Source organism: Rhizomonospora bruguierae (assembly GCF_018397995.1).
Classification (GTDB): Bacteria; Actinomycetota; Actinomycetes; order Mycobacteriales; family Micromonosporaceae; genus Rhizomonospora; species Rhizomonospora bruguierae.
The window spans coordinates 36,261-61,497 of record NZ_BBQH01000030.1; the positions used below are offsets into that span (position 1 = coordinate 36,261).

26 protein-coding genes are annotated in these 25,237 nt (G+C 74.3%); 10 read left to right on the forward strand and 16 right to left on the reverse strand.

The annotated features are described in order from the left end of the window. Positions 1–71: 71 nt before the first annotated feature. A complete protein-coding gene (locus KJS59_RS16955; protein ID WP_213453874.1) occupies positions 72–575 on the reverse strand; it encodes an Lrp/AsnC family transcriptional regulator in 504 nt (167 codons plus the stop codon). 143 nt (positions 576–718) lie between these two features. On the opposite strand from KJS59_RS16955, the gene hppD reads away from it, so the two are divergent. Genes hppD through hisC form a run of 4 tightly spaced genes read left to right on the forward strand, consistent with a single transcriptional unit; the run spans position 719 to position 4,577 of the window. Further along, positions 719–1,888: a 4-hydroxyphenylpyruvate dioxygenase gene (hppD, locus tag KJS59_RS16960; protein ID WP_213453875.1), complete on the forward strand. Its 1,170-nt coding sequence runs from the start codon at positions 719–721 to the stop codon at positions 1,886–1,888. Positions 1,889–1,928: 40 nt separating this feature from the next. Then, a complete protein-coding gene (locus KJS59_RS16965; protein WP_213453876.1) occupies positions 1,929–2,555 on the forward strand; it encodes an RDD family protein in 627 nt (208 codons plus the stop codon). 2 nt (positions 2,556–2,557) lie between these two features. Further along, positions 2,558–3,520, forward strand: a complete 963-nt coding sequence (locus KJS59_RS16970; RefSeq protein WP_213453934.1) for an RDD family protein — start codon at positions 2,558–2,560, stop codon at positions 3,518–3,520. Then, on the forward strand, positions 3,498–4,577 hold the full coding sequence (hisC, locus tag KJS59_RS16975; RefSeq protein WP_213453877.1) for a histidinol-phosphate transaminase: 1,080 nt from the start codon (positions 3,498–3,500) through the stop codon (positions 4,575–4,577). Before KJS59_RS16970 ends, hisC begins: the two co-directional genes overlap by 23 nt. A 7-nt stretch (positions 4,578–4,584) precedes the next feature. On the opposite strand, the gene KJS59_RS16980 is transcribed toward hisC, so the two are convergent. The 4 genes from KJS59_RS16980 to KJS59_RS16995 are packed head-to-tail and all read right to left on the reverse strand — an operon-like array spanning position 4,585 to position 8,385. Further along, positions 4,585–5,805: an outer membrane protein assembly factor BamB family protein gene (locus KJS59_RS16980; RefSeq protein WP_249714332.1), complete on the reverse strand. Its 1,221-nt coding sequence runs from the start codon at positions 5,803–5,805 to the stop codon at positions 4,585–4,587. 13 nt (positions 5,806–5,818) lie between these two features. Beyond that, complete coding sequence (locus KJS59_RS16985; protein WP_213453879.1) at positions 5,819–6,283, reverse strand: SRPBCC family protein; 465 nt, start codon at positions 6,281–6,283, stop codon at positions 5,819–5,821. A gap of 54 nt (positions 6,284–6,337) precedes the next feature. Next, entirely contained in the window at positions 6,338–7,543 is a 1,206-nt protein-coding gene (gene fahA, locus KJS59_RS16990; RefSeq protein WP_213453880.1) for a fumarylacetoacetase, read from the reverse strand. After that, positions 7,540–8,385: a hypothetical protein gene (locus KJS59_RS16995; protein WP_213453881.1), complete on the reverse strand. Its 846-nt coding sequence runs from the start codon at positions 8,383–8,385 to the stop codon at positions 7,540–7,542. Before KJS59_RS16995 ends, fahA begins: the two co-directional genes overlap by 4 nt. A 96-nt stretch (positions 8,386–8,481) precedes the next feature. On the opposite strand from KJS59_RS16995, the gene KJS59_RS17000 reads away from it, so the two are divergent. Next, positions 8,482–9,660 carry a homogentisate 1,2-dioxygenase gene (locus KJS59_RS17000; protein ID WP_213453882.1) on the forward strand — a complete coding sequence of 393 codons (1,179 nt, stop codon included), beginning with the start codon at positions 8,482–8,484 and terminating at the stop codon, positions 9,658–9,660. A 74-nt stretch (positions 9,661–9,734) separates the two neighbouring features. Here KJS59_RS17000 and KJS59_RS17005 read toward each other — a convergent pair whose 3' ends face one another. From KJS59_RS17005 to KJS59_RS17020, 4 genes are all read right to left on the reverse strand, one after another. Beyond that, on the reverse strand, positions 9,735–10,781 hold the full coding sequence (locus KJS59_RS17005) for a tetratricopeptide repeat protein (protein WP_213453883.1): 1,047 nt from the start codon (positions 10,779–10,781) through the stop codon (positions 9,735–9,737). Positions 10,782–11,110: 329 nt separating this feature from the next. After that, positions 11,111–11,590, reverse strand: coding sequence for a 2-C-methyl-D-erythritol 2,4-cyclodiphosphate synthase (gene ispF / locus KJS59_RS17010; RefSeq protein ID WP_213453884.1), 480 nt, complete (start codon positions 11,588–11,590; stop codon positions 11,111–11,113). A gap of 21 nt (positions 11,591–11,611) precedes the next feature. Next, entirely contained in the window at positions 11,612–12,334 is a 723-nt protein-coding gene (gene ispD, locus KJS59_RS17015) for a 2-C-methyl-D-erythritol 4-phosphate cytidylyltransferase (protein WP_213453885.1), read from the reverse strand. Positions 12,335–12,380: 46 nt separating this feature from the next. Beyond that, positions 12,381–12,866: a CarD family transcriptional regulator gene (locus KJS59_RS17020; RefSeq protein WP_184535443.1), complete on the reverse strand. Its 486-nt coding sequence runs from the start codon at positions 12,864–12,866 to the stop codon at positions 12,381–12,383. 317 nt (positions 12,867–13,183) lie between these two features. Here KJS59_RS17020 and KJS59_RS17025 point away from each other — a divergent pair, with 317 nt between their 5' ends. After that, entirely contained in the window at positions 13,184–14,053 is an 870-nt protein-coding gene (locus KJS59_RS17025) for a hypothetical protein (protein WP_213453886.1), read from the forward strand. 82 nt (positions 14,054–14,135) lie between these two features. On the opposite strand, the gene KJS59_RS17030 is transcribed toward KJS59_RS17025, so the two are convergent. From KJS59_RS17030 to KJS59_RS17040, 3 genes are read right to left on the reverse strand one after another with little or no spacing between them, the layout of a single operon-like run. Then, the gene (locus KJS59_RS17030; protein WP_376771194.1) at positions 14,136–15,188 is read right to left on the reverse strand and encodes a type III polyketide synthase; all 1,053 of its coding nucleotides are present in this window, start codon (positions 15,186–15,188) and stop codon (positions 14,136–14,138) included. Then, the gene (locus KJS59_RS17035) at positions 15,182–16,381 is read right to left on the reverse strand and encodes an acyl-CoA dehydrogenase family protein (RefSeq protein WP_213453887.1); all 1,200 of its coding nucleotides are present in this window, start codon (positions 16,379–16,381) and stop codon (positions 15,182–15,184) included. The genes KJS59_RS17030 and KJS59_RS17035 overlap by 7 nt, the downstream gene beginning before the upstream one ends. Beyond that, entirely contained in the window at positions 16,368–17,144 is a 777-nt protein-coding gene (locus KJS59_RS17040; protein ID WP_213453888.1) for a methyltransferase domain-containing protein, read from the reverse strand. The genes KJS59_RS17035 and KJS59_RS17040 overlap by 14 nt, the downstream gene beginning before the upstream one ends. A gap of 48 nt (positions 17,145–17,192) precedes the next feature. Between KJS59_RS17040 and KJS59_RS17045 the strand changes: the two genes are divergently transcribed. The 4 genes from KJS59_RS17045 (at position 17,193) to disA (ending at position 21,759) form a co-directional block, all read left to right on the forward strand. Next, positions 17,193–18,032, forward strand: coding sequence for a UbiA family prenyltransferase (locus tag KJS59_RS17045; RefSeq protein WP_213453889.1), 840 nt, complete (start codon positions 17,193–17,195; stop codon positions 18,030–18,032). Positions 18,033–18,128: 96 nt separating this feature from the next. Beyond that, positions 18,129–18,953: a hypothetical protein gene (locus KJS59_RS17050; RefSeq protein WP_213453890.1), complete on the forward strand. Its 825-nt coding sequence runs from the start codon at positions 18,129–18,131 to the stop codon at positions 18,951–18,953. A gap of 41 nt (positions 18,954–18,994) precedes the next feature. After that, positions 18,995–20,443 (forward strand): DNA repair protein RadA, encoded by a 1,449-nt coding sequence (gene radA, locus KJS59_RS17055; protein WP_213453891.1) that lies wholly within the window; start codon positions 18,995–18,997, stop codon positions 20,441–20,443. A 128-nt stretch (positions 20,444–20,571) separates the two neighbouring features. Further along, entirely contained in the window at positions 20,572–21,759 is a 1,188-nt protein-coding gene (gene disA, locus KJS59_RS17060) for a DNA integrity scanning diadenylate cyclase DisA (protein WP_213453892.1), read from the forward strand. Positions 21,760–21,813: 54 nt separating this feature from the next. Here disA and KJS59_RS17065 read toward each other — a convergent pair whose 3' ends face one another. The 4 genes from KJS59_RS17065 to KJS59_RS17080 all read right to left on the reverse strand — a co-directional run bounded on the left by KJS59_RS17065 (position 21,814) and on the right by KJS59_RS17080 (position 25,225). Beyond that, a complete protein-coding gene (locus KJS59_RS17065) occupies positions 21,814–22,503 on the reverse strand; it encodes a hypothetical protein (protein WP_213453893.1) in 690 nt (229 codons plus the stop codon). An 87-nt stretch (positions 22,504–22,590) separates the two neighbouring features. Further along, positions 22,591–23,154, reverse strand: coding sequence for a peptide deformylase (locus KJS59_RS17070; RefSeq protein WP_213453894.1), 564 nt, complete (start codon positions 23,152–23,154; stop codon positions 22,591–22,593). Continuing rightward, positions 23,151–23,663 carry a glycine cleavage system protein R gene (locus KJS59_RS17075; RefSeq protein ID WP_213453895.1) on the reverse strand — a complete coding sequence of 171 codons (513 nt, stop codon included), beginning with the start codon at positions 23,661–23,663 and terminating at the stop codon, positions 23,151–23,153. Before KJS59_RS17075 ends, KJS59_RS17070 begins: the two co-directional genes overlap by 4 nt. After that, positions 23,660–25,225, reverse strand: coding sequence for a hypothetical protein (locus tag KJS59_RS17080; protein ID WP_213453896.1), 1,566 nt, complete (start codon positions 25,223–25,225; stop codon positions 23,660–23,662). The genes KJS59_RS17075 and KJS59_RS17080 overlap by 4 nt, the downstream gene beginning before the upstream one ends. Positions 25,226–25,237: the final 12 nt, after the last annotated feature.

A 25,237-nucleotide genomic window follows, 5' to 3' on the forward strand; every position in this document is an offset into this window, starting at 1 on the left:
AGCCTGATCCGCCCGTGTCGATCACGTATCGGCCGCTATGTGGCGATCTTGCCGGAACACCCCGGCGGCTCTCACGCCGAGCGCGGACCGGGCGGCGGGTCGCCGCGCCGCGCCGCCTCCTCGACCAGCGGCAGGGTCCGGTACGGGATCTGCTCGGCCAGCGCGATGATCGTGGCGGCGCGGACCACCCCGTCGTACGCGACCACCTCGTCGATGACCCGCTGGAGGTCGGCGTTGGAGCGGGCGACGATCCGGCAGAGCAGGTCCGCCGAGCCGGTGATCGTGTACGCCTCCAGCACCTCGGGGATCCGGGCCAGGTGCACCGCCGCCGGGTCGTGCCCGCGGCTCTGGCGGATCTCCAGGGTGACGAACGCGGTGACCGTGAAGCCGAGCGCGCCCGGGTCGACGTCCGGGCCGAACCCGCGCACGACGCCCCGGCCGACCAGCTTGTCCAGCCGCGCCTGCACCGTGCCGCGGGCGACCCCGAGCCGGCGGGCCAGGTCCAGCACGCCGACCCGGGGGTGCTCGGACAGCAACCGGAGCAGCCTAGCGTCCAGGTCGTCGACGGTAGTCATAGTGACCAGAGATTCTGCCGTACCGCCTGCCAGATTGTGCAATCTGGCCACGGAACACTGGCACTGTTGCCTAGTCTGACCCGGTGCCCGATTCTCTCGGCATAGCTCAGCGCTGAGCTTGTGTCGAAGGGGGATGAGCGGCAATGACCCAGGCCATCGACCGGCCCGACGTGGCGAGCACCGCGTCCGGGGCCGACCCGTTCCCGGTCCGCGGCGTGGACCACGTCCTGTTCGTGGTGGGCAACGCCCGCCAGGCCGCGCACTACTACTCCACCGCGTTCGGCATGACCTGCCTGGCGTACCGGGGCCCGGAGCAGGGCCACCGGGACTACGCCGAGTACGTGCTGGTCTCCGGCTCCGCGCGGTTCGTGCTCCGTGGCAGCGTCCGCGCCGGCACGCCGGGGGCCGAGCACCACGCCCGGCACGGCGACGGCGTCCTCGACATCGCGCTGGAGGTGCCGGACGTGGACGCGGCGCACGCGTACGCGGTCAAGCAGGGCGCCACCTCGCTGGCCGAGCCGTACGACGTGACCGACGAGCACGGCACCGTCCGGTACGCGTGCATCGCCACCTACGGCGAGACGCGGCACACACTGGTCGACCGGTCCCGGTACTACGGCCCGTTCCTACCCGGCTTCGTCGCCCGCGACCCGATCGTCGACCGCTCCGCGGCGATCGCGGCCGGCACCCAGCCCAAGCGGTTCTTCCAGGCGGTCGACCACATCGTCGGCAACGTGGAACTGGGCCGGATGGACGAGTGGGTCGAGTTCTACCGGCGGGTCATGGGCTTCACCAACATGGCCGAGTTCGTCGGCGACGACATCGCCACGGACTACTCCGCGCTGATGTCGAAGGTGGTCGCGGACGGCACCCGCAAGGTCAAGTTCCCGCTGAACGAGCCGGCGGCCGGCAAGCGCAGGTCGCAGATCGACGAGTACCTGGAGTTCTACGGCGGGCCGGGCGCCCAGCACATCGCCGTGGCCACCAACGACATCCTGGCCAGCGTCGACGCGATGCGGGCGGCCGGCGTGGAGTTCCTCGGCACCCCGGACTCGTACTACGACGACCCCGAACTGCGCGCCCGGATCGGGCCGGTGCGGGTCCCGATCGAGGAGCTGAAGAAGCGGGCCATCCTGGTGGACCGGGACGAGGACGGCTATCTGCTCCAGATCTTCACCAGGCCGGTGCAGGACCGCCCGACCGTCTTCTTCGAGCTGATCGAGCGGCACGGCTCGCTCGGCTTCGGCAAGGGCAACTTCAAGGCCCTGTTCGAGGCGATCGAGCGGGAGCAGGAGCGACGCGGCAACCTCTAGCGCCGTCCCGGCCGGCGGGCGGCCCTGCCACACTGTCCGCGTGACGGAACAGACCCCTCCACGGGTACCGGAGCAGGGCTACGCGCCGCCCGCGCAGCCCTACCCGGGCCACCCCCCACCACCCCCGCGCCACCCCGGGTACGGGCTGCCGCCGGGGTACCAGCCCACGCCGCTCAGCCCCGGCGGGCAACCGCTGGCCAGCTTCTCCGACCGGCTGCTCGCGTACCTGGTCGACGCCGCCGTCGCCGTTGGCGTATCGCTGGTCCTGGTGATACCCGCGGTCATCGTGCTCGTCATGCTCGTCGTGGACTCCGCCTCGCACGGTTCCCCGGACGAGTGGGCGTTCATCCTGTGGTTCCTGCTGATCGAGGGCGCCCTGATCCTGGTGGTGCTCGCCTTCTCGTACCTGTACCACGTCGAGTGGCTCATCCGGCACGACGGGCAGACGTTCGGCAAGAAGGTGATGAAGCTGCGCATCGTGCCGCTGGAGCCCACCACCCGGCTGACCCGGGGTGTGGCGGCCAGGCGGTGGCTGGTCACCCAGGGCTGCGGGCTGCTGCCGGGAGTCAGCTACCTGGACGGGCTCTGGCAGTTGTGGGACAAGCCGTACCAGCAGTGCCTCCACGACAAGTGGCCGAAGACCGTGGTGATTAAGGTTCCGGCGTGAGCATGAACTCGGACGGCGGGGTGAGCGGGGTCGCCCCGGGCTGGTACAAGGACCCGGCGGACCCGACCACCCAGCGCTACTGGGACGGCGAGGGCTGGCTGGGCGAGCCGCTGCCCGCGGACGCACCCACCCCGGAGGGGCCCCCGGAGGTGCCCGCCTCGCCGCCCCCGACCCCCCTCCCCGGCGGCGCCGCGCCCGACGGCCCCTTCCCCGGCGGCTTCTTCCCCGGCGGCGCTCTTCCCGGCAGCCCAGCCGGCGGCAGCCCAGCCGGCGCACCGGACCAGCCGCCGCCGATGCCGCCACCACCACCGGTACCGGGCCTGTCCCAGCCCTACCCTCCGCCGTCCGGCTACGGCACGCCGGGGTACGGGCCGCCGGGGTACGCGTACCCGATGCCGGCGCCGCGCCCGCACGGCCTGCCGCTGGCGCCGCTGGGCGTACGCCTGGTCGCCCGGCTCATCGACATCGGCATCGTGCTGGTGCTGAACGTGGTCGTGAACGGCTGGTTCGTGCTCGCCTACCTGCGCGAGGCGCTGCCGGTCAGCCAGCGGATGGCGGAGACCGGCGACTGGTTCGGCGCGAACAACCAGATCTCGTCCCGGGGCCGCCTGCTGGAGGTGGTCATCTTCCTGGTCGCCACCGCGCTGTGGTTCGCGTACGAGGTCCCGTCGATGGCCAACACCGGCCAGACCATCGGCAAACGTCTGGTCGGCATCCGGGTGGTGGGCATGGAGGGCACGGCCCCGCTGGGCTTCGCCCGGGCGGTGCGGCGATGGTCGCCGCTCGGCCTGCCCACGCTCCTGTGGTGGTGCTGCGTCGGGTTCGTCTGGCAGTTCTTCGACTGCCTGTCCGCCGCCATCGATCAACCTCTGCACCAGGCGATCCACGACAAGTCCGCGCGCACGGTCGTCGTGTACGCCCCGAAACTCCCGGAGGAGCCCCATGACCCGGTTGACCCGAGCTGACCTGGACGCGCTGCCGAGCTACGTGCCCGGGCGCAGCCCCGCCGACCTGGCCCGCGAACTCGGCCTGCCCGAGGCGATCAAGCTGGCGAGCAACGAGGTGCCGTACGGCCCGCTGCCCGGGGTCGCCGAGGCCGCGGCGGAGGCGGTCCGCGAGTCCAACCGGTACCCGGACATGGGCGTGCTGGCGCTGCGAAACGCCCTGGCCGAACTGTACGGCGTGCCGGCCGAGCGGGTGGTGACCGGCTGCGGCTCGGTGGCACTGGCCGAGGCGCTGGTCCGGGCCGCCGCGCTCCCCGGCGACGAGGTGCTGTACTCGTGGCGCTCGTTCGAGGCGTACCCGATCATCGTGGCGGTGTCCGGCGCGACCAGCGTCCGGGTGCCGAACACGGCCGGGCACGCGCACGACCTGGCGGCGATGGCGGCGGCGGTCACCGACCGCACCCGGCTGATCTTCGTGTGCAACCCGAACAACCCGACCGGCACCCCGATCCACCGGGTCGACCTGGACCGGTTCCTCGCCGCCGTGCCGGAATCGGTGCTGGTGGTGATCGACGAGGCGTACCGGGAGTTCGTCACCGACCCGGAGGTGCCGGACGGCCTGGCGACGTACGGGAACCGGCCGAACGTGGTGGTGCTGCGCACGATGTCCAAGGCGTGGGGCCTGGCCGGCCTGCGGATGGGCTACCTGGTCGCCCAGCCGGAGGTGGCGGCGGCGGTGCGCAAGGTGGTCACCCCGTTCTCCACCTCGGCGGTGGCGCAGGCGGCCGCAGTGGCCGCGCTGGCCCAGGAGGACGAGGTCAGACGCCGCTGCGCGCTGGTCGTCGAGGAGCGGGAGCGGCTGCTGCGGGCGGTCCGGGCGCTGGTCCCGGACGTGCCGGACACCCAGGCGAACTTCGTCTGGCTGCCGCTGGGCGAGCGCTCGGCCGAGTTCGGCCGGGGCTGCGAGGCGCGCGGCGTGATCGTCCGTCCGTTCGCCGGTGACGGGGTCCGGGTCACGGTCGGCACCCCGGCGGAGGACGACGCGTTCCTGGGCGCGGCCGAGGCGGCGCTCAAGTAGCCGCCGGTCAGATCGTGCGCGCCAGCACCACCGGCCGCGCGTCGAAGTAGTAGGCACTGTTCGGGTCGTCGGGGCGGGCACCCCAGTGCAGCCGCTCGATGGAGAGGTAGCCGTCCATGGCGGCGACCGCGCCGGCGGCCCAGCGCAGCCCCTGGCCGTACACGGTGCCGTAGAACCGCGTCCGCAGCTTTCCGCTCGCCGCCTCCAGCGTGATCAGGCGCCGGGACGAGGTGAGCAGGTGCACCAGGCCGGGCTCGACGGCGATCACCCGGGCCCGCCGCTCGGTGGAGCGCCACAGTTCGCGGCCGGTGGCGGCGTCCCGGGCGATCAGGTCGCTGCTCATGGCGACGGGTACCACGCTGCCCTCGCCGCTGTCCCCGGTGGTCCTGCCGGCCGGCACCAGCCGGGTGCCCTCCGGGTCGAGGGCCGGCGCCGACCACGGGGCCTCGGTCTGGGGTGGCCAGAGGTAGCCGTGGGGGCCGGCACGCAGCCCGGCGCAGTCGGAGTGGCCCAGGCGGCAGCCCAGCGGGGTGACCGCTCCTGCCACGCTCCAGTCCGGCAGGTGGGCGCCGGTGGTGGCGTCGACCGCGGCGAGGGTGCCCCCGCAGACGCGGGCGAAGCGTGTCGTGGACGTGAAGTCCACCCCGTCCGCGCAGGCCGGCACGGCGGCGCGCCACAGCTCACGCCCGGTGGCCGCGTCGTACCCGCGCGCCTCGCCCATGCCGGCCGCCACGATCGCCGAGCCGGCGGTGTACAGGTGCGGCGGCGAGTACACGGTCTGGGCGCCGGTGCGCCGGCCCCCGTACGCGGTTTCGGGCAGCGCCGGGCCGGGCGCCCGCCAGCGCACCGCGCCCCGGTCGGCGGACAGGCCCACCAGGTACCCGTCCGACCACTGGCTCACCACCGTGCTCCCGGTCGCGGTGACCCCGACGAGCTGCGCCGGCCAGCGCCGGTACGACCAGATGGGGGTCATCTGGGTGCGCTCGTCCACCGGCCCGTCGGCGCGGACCTGGCGCTGGCTCGCGTAGACCCGCACCCGCCCGTCCACCACCAGCGGCGACGCGGTGAACGTGCCGATCACCCCGAGCTTTTTCCCGTGCGGCCCGGGAGGGGCGGCCTTCGCGGGGGTGCTGACCTCCGCGGGGGCCAGCACGCGGTACCCGACGACCACCGCCGCCACGAGCGCGACGGCACCCGCCACCCAACCGATCCACCGGCGACCCCGCATCACGGGCGCCACCCTAGGGGACGGGGTGCATGCGCTCCGCGGCGGCGGCGAGATCGTCCAGGTCCGCGCGGAGCGCACCCTCGGAAACCCGCACCGCCAGACCGCCGAGCACCGCCGCGAGCAGCCGGCCGGACGTGCCGACCGGGCCGGCCTCCTGCACGGCGGTGACGGTGGTCTGCCCGCGCCGCTCGGTGAACGTGTAAGTCATCCGGTACTCGGCGCCGTCGCCCGGTGAGGCGACCACGCAGCACTCCCGCGGCCGGCACTCCAGCACCCGGAACTCCTCGGTGACCCGCAGGCCGTCCGCCATCTCCCGGGTCTCGCGCCAAGCCGTGCCGGCGCCGAACGCCGGCCCCGGCAGCACCTCGACCGATTCCACGGTGGACAGCCAGGCGGCGCGGGCCGGCAGGTCCGTGAAGACCCCCCACACCCGCTCCACCGGTGCCGCCACCGCCCGCGTCACCACGACCGTCGACATCCCCGCCTCCCGGCTCCACGGTACTTGGGGCGACGCCGGCCACGAGCGGGTTTCTCAGCGCGGTGCCAGGATGGATCCGGTCACCGGGGCGAGGGTGATCCGGGTGCCGTCCGGGCCGGGTGCCGTCGCGCCGATCGTGACCGTGTCGCCGTCCGCCAGGAACATGCGGGATTCGCCGCCGGCCAGGGTCACCGGTTCGGCGCCACTCCGGGTCAGTTCCAGGAAGCTGCCGGTCTGCGCCCGCTCCGGTCCGGAGACGGTGCCGGACGCGTACAGGTCGCCGGTCCGCAGGGCGGCGCCGTTGACGGTGAGGTGCGCGAGTTGCTGCGCCGGGGTCCAGTACATGCCGGCGAACGGGGGCCGGGAGACGAGGGTGCCGTTCCACTCCACGGTCAGCGCCAGGTCCAGCCCCCGGCGGTCCTCCTCCCGCAGGTACTCCTGGACGGGTGGCTCCTGCCGGGGCGCGGGTACCCAGGCGGCCCCCAGGGCCTCCAGCGGGGTGATCCAGGCGGCCACGGACGTGGCGAACGACTTGGCCAGGAACGGGCCGAGCGGCTGGTACTCCCACGCCTGGATGTCCCGGGCGGACCAGTCGTTGACCAGCACCACGCCGAACACGTGGTTCGCGAAGGCGCCGGTGGGCACCCGCTCCCCCAGGGCGCTCGGCACGCCCACCACGAAGCCCACCTCGGCCTCGATGTCCAGCCGGGCGGAGGGACCGAAGACCGGCTCCCCGGCGCCCGTGGACCTGCGCTGCCCGCACGGCCGCACCACGGGGGTACCGGAGACGATCAGGGTGCCGGCCCGGCCGTGGTACCCGATGGGCAGGTGCTTCCAGTTGGGCAGCAGCGGCTCCTGGCCCGGGCGGAGGATGCGGCCGACGTTCGTGGCGTGGTACTCGGAGGAGTAGAAGTCGACGTAGTCGCCCGGCGACCAGGCCAGCACCGGCTCCACATCGGACACCGGGGACAGCAGCGGCTCCACCGCCGGCCGGTGCCGCTCGTCGGTGAGCAGGTCGACCAGTCGCGCCCGCACGGCGGTCCACTGTGGGCGCCCCAGGGCCAGGAACGCGTTCAGCGTGGGCGCGCACAGCGACCCGCCCGCCAGGACCAGTTCGGCGCGCTCGGCGGCGGCCAGGTCCAGCACGAAGTCGCCGATCCGCGCGCCGAGGCGGGGCGCCGCGTCGCCGCGGGTGAACGCGCCGTACGGCAGGTGCCGCGCGCCGAAGCCGCCGCCGGCAGCACCCGGTACCCAGGTCATGCGGCCATCATCCCCAACTCGACGAGATCCTGGACCGGTTCGGCCACGCTGCACGAGCCGAAGGACACCAGCAGCGGACGGTGCAGGCCGGTGGCGACCCCGCCGGCCACGGCGCCGGCGGATCCGGCGGCGAGCAGTTCGGCCACCTCGATCACCTCGGCGCCGGCGGCGGCCCGCAGCGCGGCGGCGAGCACGTTGAGGAAGCCGTGGTGCACGAAGCCGGTCTCCGGGTCCGTTCGGCGGATCGCGCGGTGCAGCCCGGCGGTCAACTTGAACGGCAGCGACCGGTCCCGGCAGGCGCAGATCACCGCGGCCAGCTCCATCGGCGTGGGGAACAGCTCGGCGGCCAGCCCGCCGGTGCGGAACTTGGGCGCGATCCAGGCGCCGGCGGCCCGCGCCTCGGCCACCGTGTCCAGCGCGGCGATCAGACCCCGGGCGAGCGGAATCTCCGCGTACCCGATCAGGTCGGGCCAGCCGGAGAGCTGGTCGGCGAGCGTGCGCAGGCCGGGTTGCGGGTCCTCGCCGCGCTTGGCGACCGCGACCTCCACCTGGCGCGGGACCAGCCGGGGCTCGGCCCGCACGGCGGCGACGGCGGCGGGCAGCCCGGCCAGGCCGGTGTCCCCGACCAGGCCCACCTCGAGCCGCTCCTGCGGCCCCAGCAGCGCCGGCAGGTCGCCCAGCCCGGACGCGGGAACCAGCAGCGGACCGACCATCGGCGCGTACCAGGCGGCCCGGTGCTCGCGGTGCGCGGCGACCGCCCGGGGTAGCGGCGTGCCGGCGGGCGGGAACACGGCGGCGTCGTCGACGAGGCCGGTCAGCAGCTCCGGCACGGAAGTTGACACGGCTACCGAACCTAACGGACGCTACGTGTAGCGGACAACAGCGTCCGATTATCGAACGCTTGAGGCCGGACACCGCTACGCGCCGGGAGGGTCGACATGCCGTACTACCGCCGCGTCGGCGAGGTGCCACCGAAGCGCCACACCCAGTTCCGCCAGCCCGACGGCAGCCTGTACGCCGAGGAGTTGATGGGCCAGGAGGGCTTCTCCTCCGACTCCTCCCTGCTCTACCACCGGCACCTGCCGACCGCGATCGTGGCCGCGGAGGAGTACGACCCGCCCGCGTACGCCCGGGTGGCCAACCGGCCGCTCAAGCCCCGGCACTTCGCCACCCACAAACTGGACGCGGGCGGCACCGACCCGATCCTCGGCCGGCAGCCGCTGCTGGCCAACGACGACGTGCACATCTCGTACGTGGCCGCGGACCGCCCCTCCCCGCTGTACCGCAACGCGATCGGCGACGAGTGCGTGTACGTCGAGTCCGGCTCGGTCCGGCTCGAGTCCACGTTCGGCGCGCTGGAGCTGTCCGCCGGCGACTACGCGATCATCCCGACCTCGGTCATCCACCGGTACGTCCCGAGCGGCTCCCCGGCCGAGCCGGTGCGCATGCTCAGCGTGGCGGCGACCGGCCACATCGGACCCCCGAAGCGGTACCTGTCGGCGCGCGGCCAGTTCCTGGAGCACTCCCCGTACTGCGAGCGGGACCTGCGCGGGCCGGCCGCGCCGCTGCTCGCGGACGGCACGGACGTCCCCGTGTACGTGTGGCACCGGCGCGGGTGGAGCCTGCACACGTACGCCCACCACCCGTTCGACGTGGTCGGCTGGGACGGCCACCTCTACCCGTGGGCGTTCTCCATCCACGACTTCGAGCCGATCACCGGGCGGGTGCACCAGCCGCCGCCGGTCCACCAGACGTTCCAGGGCCCCAACTTCGTGATCTGCTCGTTCGTCCCGCGCAAGGTCGACTACCACCCGCTGGCGATCCCGGTGCCGTACAACCACCACAACGTGGACTCGGACGAGGTGCTGTTCTACACCGGCGGCAACTACGAGGCCCGGCGCGGCTCCGGCATCGGCCAGGGCTCGATCTCGCTGCACCCGTCCGGATTCACCCACGGGCCGCAGCCGGGCGCGCCGGAGCGGGCGATCGGCGCCGAGTTCTTCGACGAACTGGCCGTCATGGTCGACACCTTCCGCCCGCTGGACCTGTGCGAGCCGGCCCTGGCCTGCGAGGACGCCGCATACGCCTGGACCTGGGCGCACCGACCCGCACAGTAGCGGCCACCAGCCCGCGCAGTAGTCCCACCGCCCCGTTACCCCCCAGTGCGGCCACCCGGACGCCCGAACAGCGGCTACCGAGCCCCCCACCGGCGGCCGGCGAGCGCGGCGGCCCCCGCCAGGAAGCCCGCCACCAGCGCGAGGACCAGCGGCGTGGGGCCGCCCACGACGGCGAACGCCAGCAGGCAGAGCAGGCCCAGCGGGACCAGGCCGGCGGCCAGGGCCAGCGACCGGTCGGCGCGCAGCAGGGCGGGTACCCGCGCGCGGGGCTCCGCCGGTATCTGCAACCACCGGAGCGACAGCGCGGCGAAGCCGGTCGCCGCGGCGAGCACGGCGATCGTCCGCCAACCCAGAACACCCGTGACGGGCTGGTCCCCGCCCGCGCAGGCGCAGAGGACCGCCGCGACGATCACGTAGCCGGCGCCCAGTTGGAGCATCCGGCGCAGGACGGCGCCCACCGCCGCCGGCCCGCCCGGCTCGGCGGGTCGCGTCTCGGCCGCGCCGGTCAGCCGCTCCAGCGCCTCGTGGTACCGGCGGCGCTCCAGGTGCAGCAGGCCCAGGTCGCGCCGGGCCGTGGCCAGCTCCGGGTCCAGCCGCAGCGCCTCCCGGTACGCCCGCTCGGCCAGGTCGAACAGCTCCATCCGGGCGGCCACCAGGCCCAGGACCAGGTGCCCACCCGGCTCCTCCGGGGACAGTTCCACGCCGCGCCAGGCCGCGTTCAGCGCCGTCTGCCCGTTGCGCACGCCCGCCAGGATCGCCGCGGCGCTGCTCTGCGCGTGCGCGTCCGCGGAGCCCAGCAGCAGGATCCGCTCGGCGGTCGCGGCGGCCTCCGGGCGGCGGTCCAGTTCGGCGAGGGCGGTGCCACGGGCGGCCAGCGCGCCGAGGTCGTCCGGTGCCACGGCGAGCGCCCCGTCGGCGGCGTCGAGCGCCTCCGCGGCCCGGTCCTCGGCCAGCAGGACCCGGGCGAGCAGCGTCAGCGCCGGCACGTGGCCCGGGTCCAGCGTCACCGCGCTGCGCAGCTCGCCGGCCGCCTCGCCGTACCGGCCCAGGTCCGCGAGCAGCTCCGCGCGGGCTACGAAGCCGTCGGGGGTCACCTGTTCCGGTACCGCTCCATCGGGCACGCCACGAGCATACGGCGAGGCCCGCGAGAAACCCGCGCCCCGCCGGCGGCGAGCCTCCCGACGGGGAGGTCGAGGCCGACAGCTGCTTCGAACCGGGCGACCTCCTCGCGTGTCATGAGGATCAGCAGCGCCCGCCCGGGCACCGCCGGTCACGGCGCGGGGCGGCCCCGGCTGCTACGACGGTCCACTGTGATCAAACGCGTGGCGGGTCGGTTCGTCATCCTCGCCCTCGACGCCATCATCGTTGTCGCGCTCGGCCTCCTGGTCTTCGTCATGCATGACGTCCCCGCGCCGCTCGATCAGCCGTACCGGCTGGACGAGGCTGCGGGTCAGCCGTTCACGGCGTACACGAGCGCCACGGCGATGGCGCCCAGCCCCTCCCCACGGCCGGTCAGACCCAGGCCGTCCGTCGTCGTGCCGGCGACCGCCACCGGGGCGCCGGCCGCGGCCGACAGCGCCGCCTCGGCCTCCGCCCGGCGCGGACCGATCTTCGGAGCGACGCCGATCACCTGGACCGACACGTTGCCGACCCGGAACCCCGCGGCCCGGACCCGGCGCGCCGTCTCGGCCAGCAGCGCGACGCCGCCCGCGCCCGCCCACTCGGGTGCGGCGACCCCGTAGTTGCCGCCCAGGTCGCCGAGGCCGGCGGCGGAGAGCAGGGCGTCGCAGGCGGCGTGCGCGGCGACGTCGCCGTCGGAGTGCCCGGCCAGCCCCGGCGCGTCCGGCCAGCGCAGGCCGGCGACCCAGCAGGGCCGCTCGCGGTCGAAGGCGTGCACGTCGGTACCGATGCCGACCCGGGGAACGATCACCGCCGCAGCCTACGGCGGCCGTCAGGCGGGGCGGGGATGCGGGCCGGCGGCGGGCTGCATGCGCAGGAGCGCCTCGGCGAACGCCAGGTCCACGGGACGGGTGATTTTGAGCGCCCATTCGGAGCCGGGTACGCACGCCACCGGTACGCCCAGCTCCTCGACCAGGCCGGCGTCGTCGGTGAGCGCGTCGACGGCGGCGCCGTGCGCGGCGGCGAGCAGCGACCGGCGGAAGCCCTGCGGGGTCTGCACGGCGCGCAGCCCGGACCGGTCGACGGTGCCGACGACCCGCTCCCGCGCGTCCACCTCCTTGATCGTGTCGACGACCGGGAGGACCGGGATGACGGCGTCGTGGCCGGCGCGCACGGCGGCGGCGACGGCCTCGATCAGCGCCGGCGGGGTGAGCGCGCGGGCCGCGTCGTGCACCAGGACGATCTCCAGGGGCGCGGGTACGGCCGCCAGCGCGGCGGCGACCGACTCCTGCCGGGTCGCACCGCCGGGCACCACGGTCACCGGGGCCACGGGGGCGAGCATCCGTCGCACGTCGCTCTCGCCCTCCGGCGGGGCGGCGACCACGATCGTGCCGACGGACGGCGCGGCGGCCAGCCGGCGCACCGCGTGGACCAGGAGCGGCTCGCCGGCCAGGGGGCGCAGCGCCTTGGGCGCGCCCGGGCCGAGGCGCAGTCCCAGGCCGGCCGCGGGAACGAGGACGGCGACGTCACCGCGCGGTTCCGGTACCGCGGTCACGTCGCCGTCCTCGTGGTGGTGTTCAGGGGTGGGCCGAGCCCACCGTTCAGGCCTCGGTCAGCACCTTGTCGAGCAGCGTCTCCGCCTCGTCCTTGGTGCTCTTCTCGGCGAGGGCAACCTCGCCGACCAGGATGTCCCGCGCCTTGGCGAGCATCCGCTTCTCGCCAGCGGAGAGCCCCCGCTCCCGCTCACGACGCCAGAGGTCCCGCACGACCTCGGCCACCTTCAGCGGGTTACCGGAGGCCAGCTTCTCCAGGTTGGCCTTGTAACGCCGCGACCAGTTCGTCGGCTCCTCGGTGTGCGGAGCGCGCAGGACATCGAAGACCTTACCCAGGCCCTCCTCGCCGACCACTTCCCGTACGCCCACGATCTCGGCGTTCTCAGCGGGCACCCGCACCGTCAGGTCACCCTGAGCGACCCTCAGGACGAGGTACTGCTTCTCCTCGCCCTTGACGACCCGAGTCTCGATTGCCTCGATGAGTGCGGCCCCGTGGTGGGGGTAAACAACGGTCTCGCCGACACTGAAAACCATAGGTTCGAAACCCCTTTCGCTGTGTCTAGGGTAACACGGCCGCGCCCCGATGTTCCATCCGGGTCCAGACCGTTATCGCAGCTCAGAGGGGGTGTGAGTCGTGCTGCTCGGGCTTGACAGACGCACTGAGGCGTGTCGCCACCACGGTGAGTGATGGCGCGCGGTCGGTTCAGCCACGAAACCCGAAATACCGGAATTGCCCGACACATGTCTATACCCGCAGTTCGCGGCTCAGCCAGGCCGCCGCCGACTGGCGTCCGGGCGCGGTCTGAGCGAGAGTAGTAGGGCCCGGGGAACACCACTTCGAGGAGCCGTCCATGGGCAGTCTGGGCGGAGGCAACGGCGACAACTGGCCGCCGGATGGCGGTGGTCAGTCCGAGGGCCTACCCGGCCTGCCGCCCGAGTGGGGACAGATCATCATCCCCGACGATCTCGCCGCGCTCGCCGACGAGTCCGCCGCGGTCCGCCGCGAACTGCGCCGCGCCGCGCGGGTTGCGCACCTGCGCCGCCTGGCCGGCCTGCCACCCCCGCCGCGCCCGGGCGTGCCGCCGGCCGCCCCGTCGGTGCGGCTTCCGTTGATCATCATGGTGCTCGCCGTCGTCGCGACCCTGGCCAGCCTCTTCCTGGTCACCTGGAGCGGCCCGGGCCGGCGAAGCGGGGTACCCACCACGCTCCCGCACCAGAGCGGCGCCCGACTGGCCGTGCCCCGGCTCACCCTCACGGATGACCGCGGCGACCCGATCTCGCTGCGCGAACTGCTCCCCGCGGTCCTGCTACTGACCGAGGGGTGCGACTGCGCCACCCTGGTCCGCACGACCGCGGACGCGGCGCCGCCGGGCGTCTCGGTCATCGCCATCGAGCGCACGCCACCCGCCCTGGCCACGGCCCCACCGCCGTTCGTCAGCGGTACGGGCGGGGGTGGCGGCGTTCCCGCCGCACCTGGTGCGTCCGCGCCCGGGGCGGGCCCATCGAGTCCCGGGGTGGGGCCCACGGCCGAGCCGCCGGCGCCCGTCCGCACGCTCGTCGACCAGTCGGACGCGCTGCGCACCCAACTCGACCTGCCCGGCCCCGGCCCCGGGGCGGTGGTGCTGCTCGCCGACCGCGAGGGCACCCTCGTCCGCACGGTCGTCGCGGCCAGTTCGGTCGAGGACTACCGCTCCGACCTGTCAAGGCTCGCCGGGCGCTGACCGGCCCTCCGCCGGTGCCACCAGTCCTGTGTGCGCGTGGCCGGCGGGGCCGCCGAGCACCACCGGGTAGGCCGGCGGCCCGTCACGCGCCACCGCCGGCCGTCCAGCCGAGCAGGGCGGCGTACAGCGTCAGGCCGGGGCCGAAGGCGAGCATGACGACGGTGCGCGGCGGCACCGGCCGGCGGCGCAGCTCGTCCAGGATGAGCAGGACCGTGGGGGACGAGCAGTTGCCGTGCGCCGCGAGCGTCGCCCGGGACTCGGCCAGCGCCTCCGGCGGCAGGCCCAGCTCCTTCTCGACCACGGTGAGGATGCGCGGACCGCCCGGGTGCACCGCCCAGCCGTCCACCTCCGGCAGGGCCAGGTCATGCCGGTCCAGCAGGCCGGCGACCAGCTTCGCGACGTGCTGGGAGAGAACCTGCGGGACCTTCGGGGACAGCCCCATCCGGAAGCCCATGTCGGTGACGTCCCAGGTCATGTGCTCCGCCGTGGCGGTGTCCGTGACCGAGGTGATCTCGTGGACCGCGTACCCCGGCCGGCCGTCGGGGGTGAGGACGACGGCGGCGACGGCGTCCGAGAACAGCGCGTGCGCGACGATCTGCTGGGTGTCCACCGTGGACGGCTGGAGGTGCAGCCCGGTCAGTTCGGCGCAGAGCAGCACGGCCGGCCGGCCCCGGGCGTTGACGAAGTCGCTGGCCACCCCGAGCCCGGGCAGGGCCGCGTAGCAGCCCATGTGGCCGACGAACAGCCGCTGCATGTCGGCCGGCAGGGCGAGATCCCGGGCGAGCAGGATGTCCAGCCCCGGCGTCACGTAACCGGTGCACGAGCAGACGACCAGCAGTCCGACCTCGGCCGGGGCCAACCCGGCGTCGGCGAGGGCGCGGCTGACCGCCTCCTTGCCCAGCGGCAGCGCCTCGGTCAGGTACCGGCGCATCCGGCGCTCGGTCGACCACGCCGAGACGTCCTCCAGCAGCGGGCTGACCGCCGCGTGCCGGGTGGTCACCCCGGAGTTGGCGAAGATGCGCTTGGCGAGCCCGTTCGCGGCGCCCGTGTAGTGCCGGTCGAAGTATCCGGCCCACAGATCGTCCTGGCTGGCGGTGGGTGGCAGCGCCAGGCCGGCGCCGGCGATCGTCACCATCGCGGCGCCGATCCGTCGCGGTTCGGGTCGCCGCCGAGCGCCGCGACCCCGAGGTAGTCCGCGCACACGTCCGAGGTGGCGGGCTGGAGCGACCCGCAGCGGGCGTCCCGGTACAGGCGTTCGAGGGGGTGGCCCCGGCGGGAGGCGGAGGTGCCCGCGGCCTCCAGCATCGACGCGGCCACGTCCGCGGCGGTGGTCCCGGCCAGCAGCTTGGCCCGCCACACCCAGCGGTTGGTCTCCGGGTCGCCGGGCGCCTCGTCGACCCGGCGGGCCGCCTCGAAGACCGCCATCCGGGCGGCGCACACGGCGGCGTCCGCCCGGCCGATGCGGGACCGGACCGCGGGCAACGCGTCCAGCCTGCGGGCCCTGGCGTGCTCGACCGCGGCGTCCACCGCGGCCTGGGCGACGCCCACGTACACGGCCGCGTAGCTGGCGACCATCCAGTGCGGCATCAACGCCGCCACGGCCAGCGCCAGACCCTCCACGCCCCCGAGGAGTGCGCTGGCCGGCACGGTCACGTCCAGGTGCAGGTCGTGCGAGGACGTGGCGCGCATGCCGAGCGAGTCCCAGGCGGGCTCGACGGTCAGGCCGGACGCGTCCCCCGGCACCAGGAACTGCGAGACCACCGACTGGTCCTCGACGCTGCGGGCGGCGACCAGGTAGGCGTCCGCGTGCCCGGCCCCGGAGCAGAACGTCTTCGCACCCTTGATGTGGTACCCGCCCGGCACCGGCGTGTAGGCGGTGCTCAACTGCGACAGCCGCGAGCCCGCGCCCCGCTCGCTCATCGCCACCCCGTAGAACTCCCCCCGGGCCGCGCCGGCCAGGAAACCGTCCCGGGCCTCCAGCGCCTCGTCCGGCACGCCGAGCGTCTCGGCGACCTCCTCGTCCACCGCGTTGAACGCACCGGTCACCGAGGCGTGCATGTTGAACACCAGGGCGGTCGCGCCGTTGCCCCGGGCCAGTTCGTAGGCGACCCGGGCGTACCGGGCGAAGCTCGCGCCCGCCCCGCCGAGCCGGGCGGGAACCATCAGTCCAAAGAGGCGGGCCGCGCGCAGGTCCGCGAAGTCGTCCACCGGGAACGAGCCGTCCCGGTCGTGGTCGGCGGCCCGCGCGGCGAACCGGGGCGCCAGCCGCCGGGCGACCGCCTCGTGCTCCTCGCCCTCCGTCGCACCGCCGGGGTCACGTCCCGCCATCTGCCTCCCCCTCCCCGGCCCCGTGGCCCCTGGTCCCATCCTTGGACCCCCAGCCCTGGTAGCACACGGCCGTCGACCAGGTGGGGACGATGCGGGCGGGCGGCGGTGCGTCCCCCGGACCGGTCGCCACCCGGTAGCGGTGCCGGAGCCAGCGCAGCAGACCACCCGCTGTCGGACGGATACCGCGCACCCGGAGCTTTACCCCGTGCGCGGCGCACTCATCCACAAGCCGGCGGACCGGCACGAACAGCCCGGGGTCATGGAGGCCGCGGGGCACGCCCGGCACCCGCTCCCCGAGCGTCACGATCAGCAACCGGGACAGCCGGGTCGCGTTGAGGGTGTCCAGCACCAGGCGCCCGCCCGGCCGCAGCACCCGGCACAGTTCCGCGACCGCGCGCCCCAGGTCCGGCACGTGCTCCAGGATCTCGCCGGCCACCACCACGTCCGCCGCGCCGGCGGCCAGCGGCAGCGCGGCGGCGTCCCCCCGTAACGGGTGGACGCCGCGCTCCCGGGACGCCCGCGCGCAGGACTCCATCAGGTCCACCCCGAGGTGCCGGTAACCCTTGCCGGCCAGGTAGGGCGCCAGCAGGCCGCCGCCGCAACCCACGTCCACGAGCAGGGCGCCGGGGCGGGGCGCCGGCGGCACCAGCCGGGCCCGCGCCTCGGCCAGCCAGTACAGCGGCGCGAACGGGCCGGCCGGCGCGGACCAGTGCGCCACCAGGTCGTCGTACTGCCTCGGGTCGTTGCGCGGAAGCGTCCGCATGTGCCGAGCCTGGCACGACCGCCCCGGATCGACCAGACTTCCAGAGTTATGCGGCGAACCTTGCTGGGGCTGATCCGGGCGACTCACCCCGAACCGGCGGTCGCGGTCCCGGCCGTGACCGTGCTACTCGGCGCTGCCGTCGGGATCGCCCCGGCGCACCTGGTGCCGCTGGGCGCCGCGATGCTCGCCGCCCACCTGGCCATCGGCTGGGCCAACGACTGGCTGGACGCACCCCGGGACGCGGCGGTCGGGCGCACCGACAAACCGATCGCCACCGGGCAGGTCAGCCGGCGCGCCGTCGGCGTCGCCACCCTGCTGGCGATCGTCGCCACCGTCCTGATCGGACCGCTTAACGGCTGGCGGTCGGGGCTCACGCTGGACATCAGCCTCACCTCCGCCCTGCTGTACAACTGGCCGCTCAAAGCCACCGCCGCCTCGGTCCTGCCGTACCTGGTCTCGTTCGGACTGCTGCCCGCGTACGTGGTGCAGGCGCTGCCCGGCGCGCCGCTGCCACCGGCCTGGATGGTGGCGGCCGGTGCCCTGCTCGGCGCGGGCGCCCACTTCGCGAACGTCCTGCCCGATCTGGACGACGACGAGCGGACCGGGGTGCGGGGCCTGCCGCACCGGCTGGGCCGGACCGGGTCGCTGATCGCCGGCGCGGCGGGCCTGCTCGGGGCCACCGCGGTGCTGGTCTTCGGGCCGCCCGGCGCGCCGTCCCCCCTGGGGATCGCCGGCGCCGCGCTCGCCGTCGCGGTCCTGATCACCGGGTGGTACCTGGCGCGCTCGGCGGTCGCCCGGGGCGGCCGGCCGGTGGCGATCTTCCGCGCGGTGCTGATCCTCGCCGTGATCGACGTGGTGCTGCTGCTGGCCAACGGGAGCGCGCGTTAGGGGGTACCGCACATCGCGGTGACCATGGGCAACTAGGCTGATCCGCGGTCTACGTGCGGGCGTGCGCCCGCACCGGTTGTTCGAGGAGGACCGACGGTGACGCGCTCGATCACGGTGGGCTGGCGGGTTGCCCTGCTGGCGGGTGTCGCGGCGGCCGGGCTCGGGCTGACCGCCTGCAGCGCGGGGCAGTACGCGGAGACCGCGCGGAAGCGGCCGTCGGTCACGGGCAACCAGATCGAGATCCCGCTGCGCACCACGCAGGGCGCGGTCGGCGGGCTGTTCTACGTCCGGAACCTCCAGGTCGCCTACAACGGAACCGAGGGCTACCCGTCCGGCGGTTCCGCGCCGGTCGAGGTGCACCTGGTGAACGAGTCCGCGGTGCCGCTGACCGTGCGGGTCAGCCTGTCCACCGCGAACGGCGGCCCGAGCGCGGACCCGCAACTGGTCGGCGCGGCCGACGTCCGACTGGCCGGCGGCCACAGCGGGCAGGTCGAGCCGCAGCAGACGCTCGGCGGCACCATCTCGCCCTCGCCCGCCACCGGCCAACTGGCCACCCCGGCCGCCGGCTCCACGAACGCCACCGCCGACGCGGGCGCCTCGGCCGCGGCGACCGAACCGACCGCGAGCGCCTCGGCCGGCCCGACGCCCACCGCCCCGGCGGACCAGCCGGCGGAGGTGCAGGTCCCCCCGCGCTCCGTGGTGGTCTTCGACGCCCAGAGCGCGCAACTGCTCCAGGTCCAGGGGCTGAGCGGCAAGCTCGCGCCGGGCGGCGGCGTGCGGCTGCGCTTCGAGGTGGCCGGTGCGGGCCTCGCCCAGGTCGGCCAGGATCTGATCGCCCCCGTCGGGCTGCCGCTGTCGCCGGCGCCACGCGCCACCCCGGTGGCGCCGGGGCCGCACGAGCAGGGCGGCGTCAGCGAGTGAGCAACGCGGGAATCGTCGCACCCGGCCGGTAGCTTCGGGCCGTGACGAATTCGCGGTCCCGATCCGGGGCGGGGGTGCGCGGCGCCAACGGGCAGGCGCGCCCCGCCTTCGAGTGCGATGCCTGCGGCCACCAGCCGCCGAAGTGGGTCGGGCGCTGCCCGGAGTGCGGCGAGTGGGGCTCGGTCGTCGAGTGCACGGTGAGCCCGGCCACGGTCGCCGGCAAGGCGGTCGCCGCCCGGTCGCCGGCGGAGCCGGCCCGCCCGATCGCCACGATCAGCGCCGCGCCCGCCCAGCGCCGCCCCACCGGCGTCGGCGAGTTGGACCGGGTGCTTGGCGGTGGCCTGGTCCCCGGCGCGGTGGCGCTGCTGGCCGGTGAGCCGGGCGTCGGCAAGTCCACCCTCCTGCTGGATGTGGCGCAGCAGTGGGCGGCCGGCTCGGGCTCGCCGGCGCTGGTGGTCAGCGGCGAGGAGTCGGCCAGCCAGGTCCGGCTGCGGGCCGAGCGGATCGGCGCCCTGCACGAGCGGCTGTACCTCGCCGCCGAAACCGACCTCGGCGCGGTCCTCGGCCACCTCGACACCGTCCAGCCCGGCCTGCTCATCCTGGACTCGGTGCAGACCGTCACGTCCCCGGCGGCCGAGGGGGTGGCCGGCGGTGTCACCCAGGTCCGCGCGGTGACGGCCGCACTGGTGGCCGTGGCCAAGGAGCGGGGCATCGCGACCGTGCTGGTCGGCCACGTGACCAAGGACGGCAACGTGGCCGGCCCGCGGGTCCTGGAGCACCTGGTCGACGTGGTGCTGCACTTCGAGGGCGACAAGCACTCGTCGCTGCGCATGGTGCGCGGCATGAAGAACCGGTTCGGTGCCGCGGACGAGGTGGGCTGCTTCGAGATGCACGAGGGCGGCATCACCAGCCTGCCCGACCCGTCCGGCCTGTTCCTCACCCGGTACGCGGAGCCGGTGCCGGGCACCTGCGTGACGGTGGCGATGGAGGGGCGCCGGGCACTGGTCACCGAGGTGCAGGCGCTGATCGGCGCGACGGTCGCCGGCTCGCCCCGCCGCACGGTCTCCGGGCTGGACGGCGCCCGGCTGGCGATGGTGCTGGCGGTCCTGCAGCGCCGCACCGAGCGCCTGACCCTGCACGATCGGGAGGTGTTCGCCGCGACCGTGGGCGGCATCCGGGTCGTGGAGCCGGCCGCCGACCTGGCCGTGGCGCTCGCCGTCGCGTCCGGCGGGCTGAACCTGGCGATGGCCCCGGAACTGGTCGCCATCGGCGAGGTGGGGCTGACCGGCGAGGTCCGGCGGGTGGGTGCGGTGCCGCGGCGGCTGGCCGAGGCGGCCCGGCTGGGCTTCCGGTTCGCCCTGGTACCGCCGGGCTGCGGCCCGGCCGCGACGGGTCCGGCGCCGGCGGGGATGCGGGTACTGGAGGTCGCGGACGTGCGCGCCGCCCTGCACTGGGCCGCCCGCGCGTCCGCCGAGTCGGCGTCGGAGTGACGGGGGGAGTCGAGGATGGGCGAGCCGCAGCGCGCGCTGAGGGCCCCGGGGCCGCGTCCCGGCACCGGCAATGTGATGCAGCCGTACCGTGACCGCACCTGATGGATGACAATCCGTAGACTGTGCGGGTGCCGATCGACCGGGATTCCAACCGAGCCGCCAGCGCCAGCCTGGCCGGCCGTCCTGGCGTGGTCGGCGGAGTTCCCCGGCCGGTGGCGGCGCCCGCGGTGAACGCGGTGGTGAACACCTCCAGCGGCGACCCGTTGCGCGCGAACCTGGCGCTCATGGCGCCGGGCACCGCCCTGCGCGACGGGCTGGAGCGGATCCTGCGTGGCCGCACCGGCGCGCTGATCGTGCTGGGGTACGACAAGGTGGTGGAGTCGCTGTGCACCGGCGGCTTCCCCCTGGACGTGGAGTTCTCCGCCACCCGCCTCCGCGAACTGTGCAAGATGGACGGCGCGGTGGTGCTGTCCAGCGACGGGACCCGGATCGTCCGGGCCGGCGTCCACCTGATGCCGGACCCGTCCATCCCGTCCGAGGAGTCGGGCACCCGGCACCGGACCGCCGAGCGGGTGGCGAAGCAGACCGGGTTCCCCGTGATCTCGGTCAGCCAGTCCATGCGGATCATCGGGCTGTACCTGAACCACCAGCGGCACGTGCTGGACGACTCCGCGGCGATCCTGTCCCGGGCGAACCAGGCGCTGGCCACGCTGGAGCGGTACAAGCTGCGGCTGGACGAGGTCTCCGGGACGCTCTCCGCGCTGGAGATCGAGGATCTGGTCACCGTGCGCGACGCGGTGGCGGTGGTGCAGCGGCTGGAGATGGTCCGCCGGATCGCGGACGAGATCGCCGGCTACGTGGTCGAACTGGGTACCGACGGCCGGCTGCTGGCGCTGCAACTGGACGAGTTGATGGCCGGCGTGGACGCCGATCGCACCCTGGTGATCCGGGACTACCTGCCCACCGGCCGGAAGGCCCGCACGCTGGACGAGGCACTGGTCGAACTGGACCTGCTCAGCGCGGCCGAACTGATCGACCTGGTGGCGGTGGCGAAGGCGCTGGGGTATCCGAGCGCGTCGGACGCGCTGGACGCGGCGGTCAGCCCGCGGGGGTTCCGGCTGCTGGCGAAGGTGCCCCGGCTGCCGGGCGCGGTGGTGGACCGGCTGGTGGACCACTTCGGCAGCCTCCAGCGGCTGCTCGGCGCGACCGTGGAGGACCTGCAGGCGGTGGACGGGGTCGGCGACGCCCGGGCCCGGGGTGTGCGGGAGGGCCTGTCGCGCCTCGCCGAGGCTTCCATCCTCGAGCGCTACGTCTAGCGGGCAAGCCCCGGCGGGGGTTGGGGCGGGCAAGCCCCGGGCGGGTTCGGGCCGTCAGTTCAGGGTCAACGTGACCGGCGCGCTGAGCTTGGAACCGAGGCGGGCGAAGACCTGATAGTCGCCGGCGTCGGCGAGTTTGCCGGTGGCCCGCTTGCCGTCGCAGGTGGTGCTCGTGTGCGTGTTCCAGGTGACCGTGTAGGCCCGCTCGAAGTTCGGCGTGAACGGCAGAACCTCGCTGCCGCGGGTCGCGTCACAGTCGTCCGAGGACCAGACCTTGGCCGAGCCGCCGCCCTTCACGATGCGGATCTCCTGGAAGTCGGCGCCCACGTCGCGCTTGCAGGTCCGCTTGCTCACGTTCTTGATCTTGATGGTGAGCTGGACGCTGCCGCCCCGCGGCGCGTCGGCCGGCGACGGGACCGGGGTGACCAGCATCTCCTGGTCGCTACACATCTGGCTGGTGGCGGCCGGCGGCGCCTGGGCGGTGCCGGGCGGCGAGCTGCTCGGGTGGGCGCTGGGGGTGGCACCCGCCGTCGTCGGGGCGCCGGTGCCCGCCGAGGCGCTGACGGACATCGTGGGGGTCGGTGACTGGCTGGGCAGGGTGTCGTTCTGCGCCGCCTTGTTGTCGTTCGGCCCGTCGCTGCACGCGTAGACAAAGACGAAGATAACGGACAGCACGATGGTGAGCACGATGGCCCGGCGTCGCCAGTAGACGGCGGGAGGTAGGGAACCAACCGTCAGTCGCATGATTGCCTCACGTTAACCGCGCCGGACCAGAACCCCACGGCGACTCGCCGGTGGTATGACCGCTTACCAGCTCCCATACCGGGAGCCTTACAGGTAGACCTTGCGCGGGTAGACGGCGTGCGCGCCGGTCACCCGATCGAGAAAGAGCCGGCCGGCACAGTGGTCGATTTCGTGTTGAATCGCGCGCGCTTCGAACGCATCCGTACTCAGCCGCACCGGTGCGCCACTGCCGGGCAGGACCGCCTCGACCACCACCTTCGTGGCGCGCTTGACATCACCGGTGAGGTCGGGCACCGACATGCAGCCCTCCCGACCCAGCCGCAACCGGCTCGCCTCCACCACCCGCGCGTTGCACAGCACGAACGCGCCGTGCCGGGTAACCGCCTTCGGGTGCCCGGTCACGTCCACCGCGAAGACCTGCGCGGCGACGCCCACCTGAGGCGCGGCCAGCCCGACGCACCCCGGCGAGACACGCATGGTGGCGAGCAGGCCGGCGGCGAGTCGCAGCACCTCGGGGTCGGTCGGGTCCACCTCGGGGCCGGCCGCGGCGAGCACCGGGTCCGGCGCGCGTACCACCTTGAGCACCTCGCCCGGCTCGCCGAGCAGCGCCGCATCCCACCCCGCCAGGGTGTCCGGTTCCGGCTCGGTCACAGCAGATCGGTCTCCACCGGGCGCAGCTTGACCTCCACGCTCAACTCATGGGCGACCTCCGCGAGCCGGGCCTCGACCACGCCGGTCGCGTCCCGTGCCAGGTCCACCTCGGCGACGACCAGGTACAGCGGCCCGGTCAGGCGGGTGGTCAGGTCGGTCACGTTCCCGCCCGCCTCCGCCAGGACCCGGGTCACGGCGGCCACGATGCCGAGCCGGTCCGCGCCGTGCACGGTCAGGACGTGCGGCACGCCGGTGGCGTCCTGCTCCCCGTCCGGCCGCACCCTTCGCACGGTGGCGAGCAGGCGGCCGTCCGCGGTCAGCGAGGCGAGCGCGTCCTCCACCGGCCCGGCGTCCGCCCCGGTGCAGATCAGCGTCATCGCGAAATGGCTGCGCAGCCGGGTCATGGTGGAGTCGCTGAGATTGGCGCCGACCCCGGCCAGCGCCTCCGCGACATCGGCCACGATGCCCGGTCGGTCGTGGCCGATCACGGTGATGGCCAGTTCGGTCATGGCTCGACACTCCGGTCGGATCGTCGGTCCCGCAGAAACAGCAGCGGGACCAGAAGGATGCCCACGAACATCGGGCCCATCATGTACCGGACGAGCTGGGCGGGGTTGTTCGCCAGCACCGGCAACTGGTTGGACACGGCCACCGCCGCGAGCGCCAGCAGCGCGGACTCCCGGCGCCGCCAGGCGAGCAGCCCGACCGCCGCGTACCCGATGTAGCACCAGGTGGCGCCGCGCCACAGCAGCCACATGAAGGTGCGCAGGTCGGTGGCCTCGCGGATCCACTGCGCCACCCCGTGCAGCGCCGGCACCGGCGGGTCCAGGTAGATCACCGACCGGTACGGGTTGTCCGCCATCCGCTCGCCGAAGCCGTGCAGCACACGGCTGCCGGTCAGCGGGGTGAGGATGGTGCCTCCCTCGGGCGGGCCGGCACCGATCTTCCAGGCGATGGCACCCCGGCAGAACCGGGCGTCGAACACCTCGCCCGGCACCCGCTTGAGCAGCCGCGTCCACAGCGCGAACAGGTCGGCGTCGTTGGCCTGGGCGGCGTCCCGGTCGAACTCGCCGCTCGTGGTGGTGTCCGAGGTGTAGCAGTTCGCCGAATCCGACCAGAAGCTCAGCGGGGCGACCCGGGCCATCACCTCGAGGTCGCGGCCCGTGAACTCCTCCGGCCGGTCGCGGTAGACCACCGCGATGTCCGCGTACGCCGGGCCGAGGAGCAGGTCGGACTTTGCCGGTTCCGCGCCCATCGCCGGGAACACCACGACGTTGCACACCAGGCTCAGCGCCGCCGCCACCAGGCCGATGCCGATCAGCCACAGCCGGATGCCGGCCAGCACCACCGCCGCCGCGACGGCGCCGACCACGACCATCAGGATGCCGTTCTGCCGGAACAGGGCCATCAGCAGGAACTCGACGAACAGCCAGCCGAGCAGGGCACGCATCGCCCCGTCCCGGTACCACCGCCCGGTCACCGGTTGCCGCTTGCGGACCACCATTCGGGCCAGCGTGCCGAGCAGGAACACCTGGAGGATGACGAACGGGACATCCTTCCAGACGAAGATCAGGAAGGTGCCGAGCGACGGCACGACCGGGACGATCACCGCCGCGACCCCCAGCCACTTCCCGGGTACCCCGAGGGCCCGCAGCCCGACGACGGCGTACGCCAGGGCGACGGCCGCGGCGACGGTCTGCGCCAGGGTGAGCAGCCACAGCCCGCCGACCGCCTGGATCGACAGCCACACCAGCCCGGTGTAGATGACCGAGTGGTTGGTCATCCAGTTGTCGGTCGTCGCCTGCCACACGTAGGCCACCGAGTCGTAGCTCGTCAGGCCCGGGAAGAAGGCGAGCCACCAGACCAGCAGCACGACCTGGGTGACGGCGTAGACCGCGAACGGCAGCCGCCGGTGCGGCGGAATCCGGTCGACCAGCCGCCGTCGCCCGGCGGCGCGCTCGGTACCGGCACGGCGCTCGTCCGCCCGGGGCGGACCGTCCGGTGGGGTCGGCGGCGTGGGCGGCGCCGGCACGGCGACCGGCTGGGCCGGGGCCAATGCTCGGTCCGTCATCGCAGACTCCAT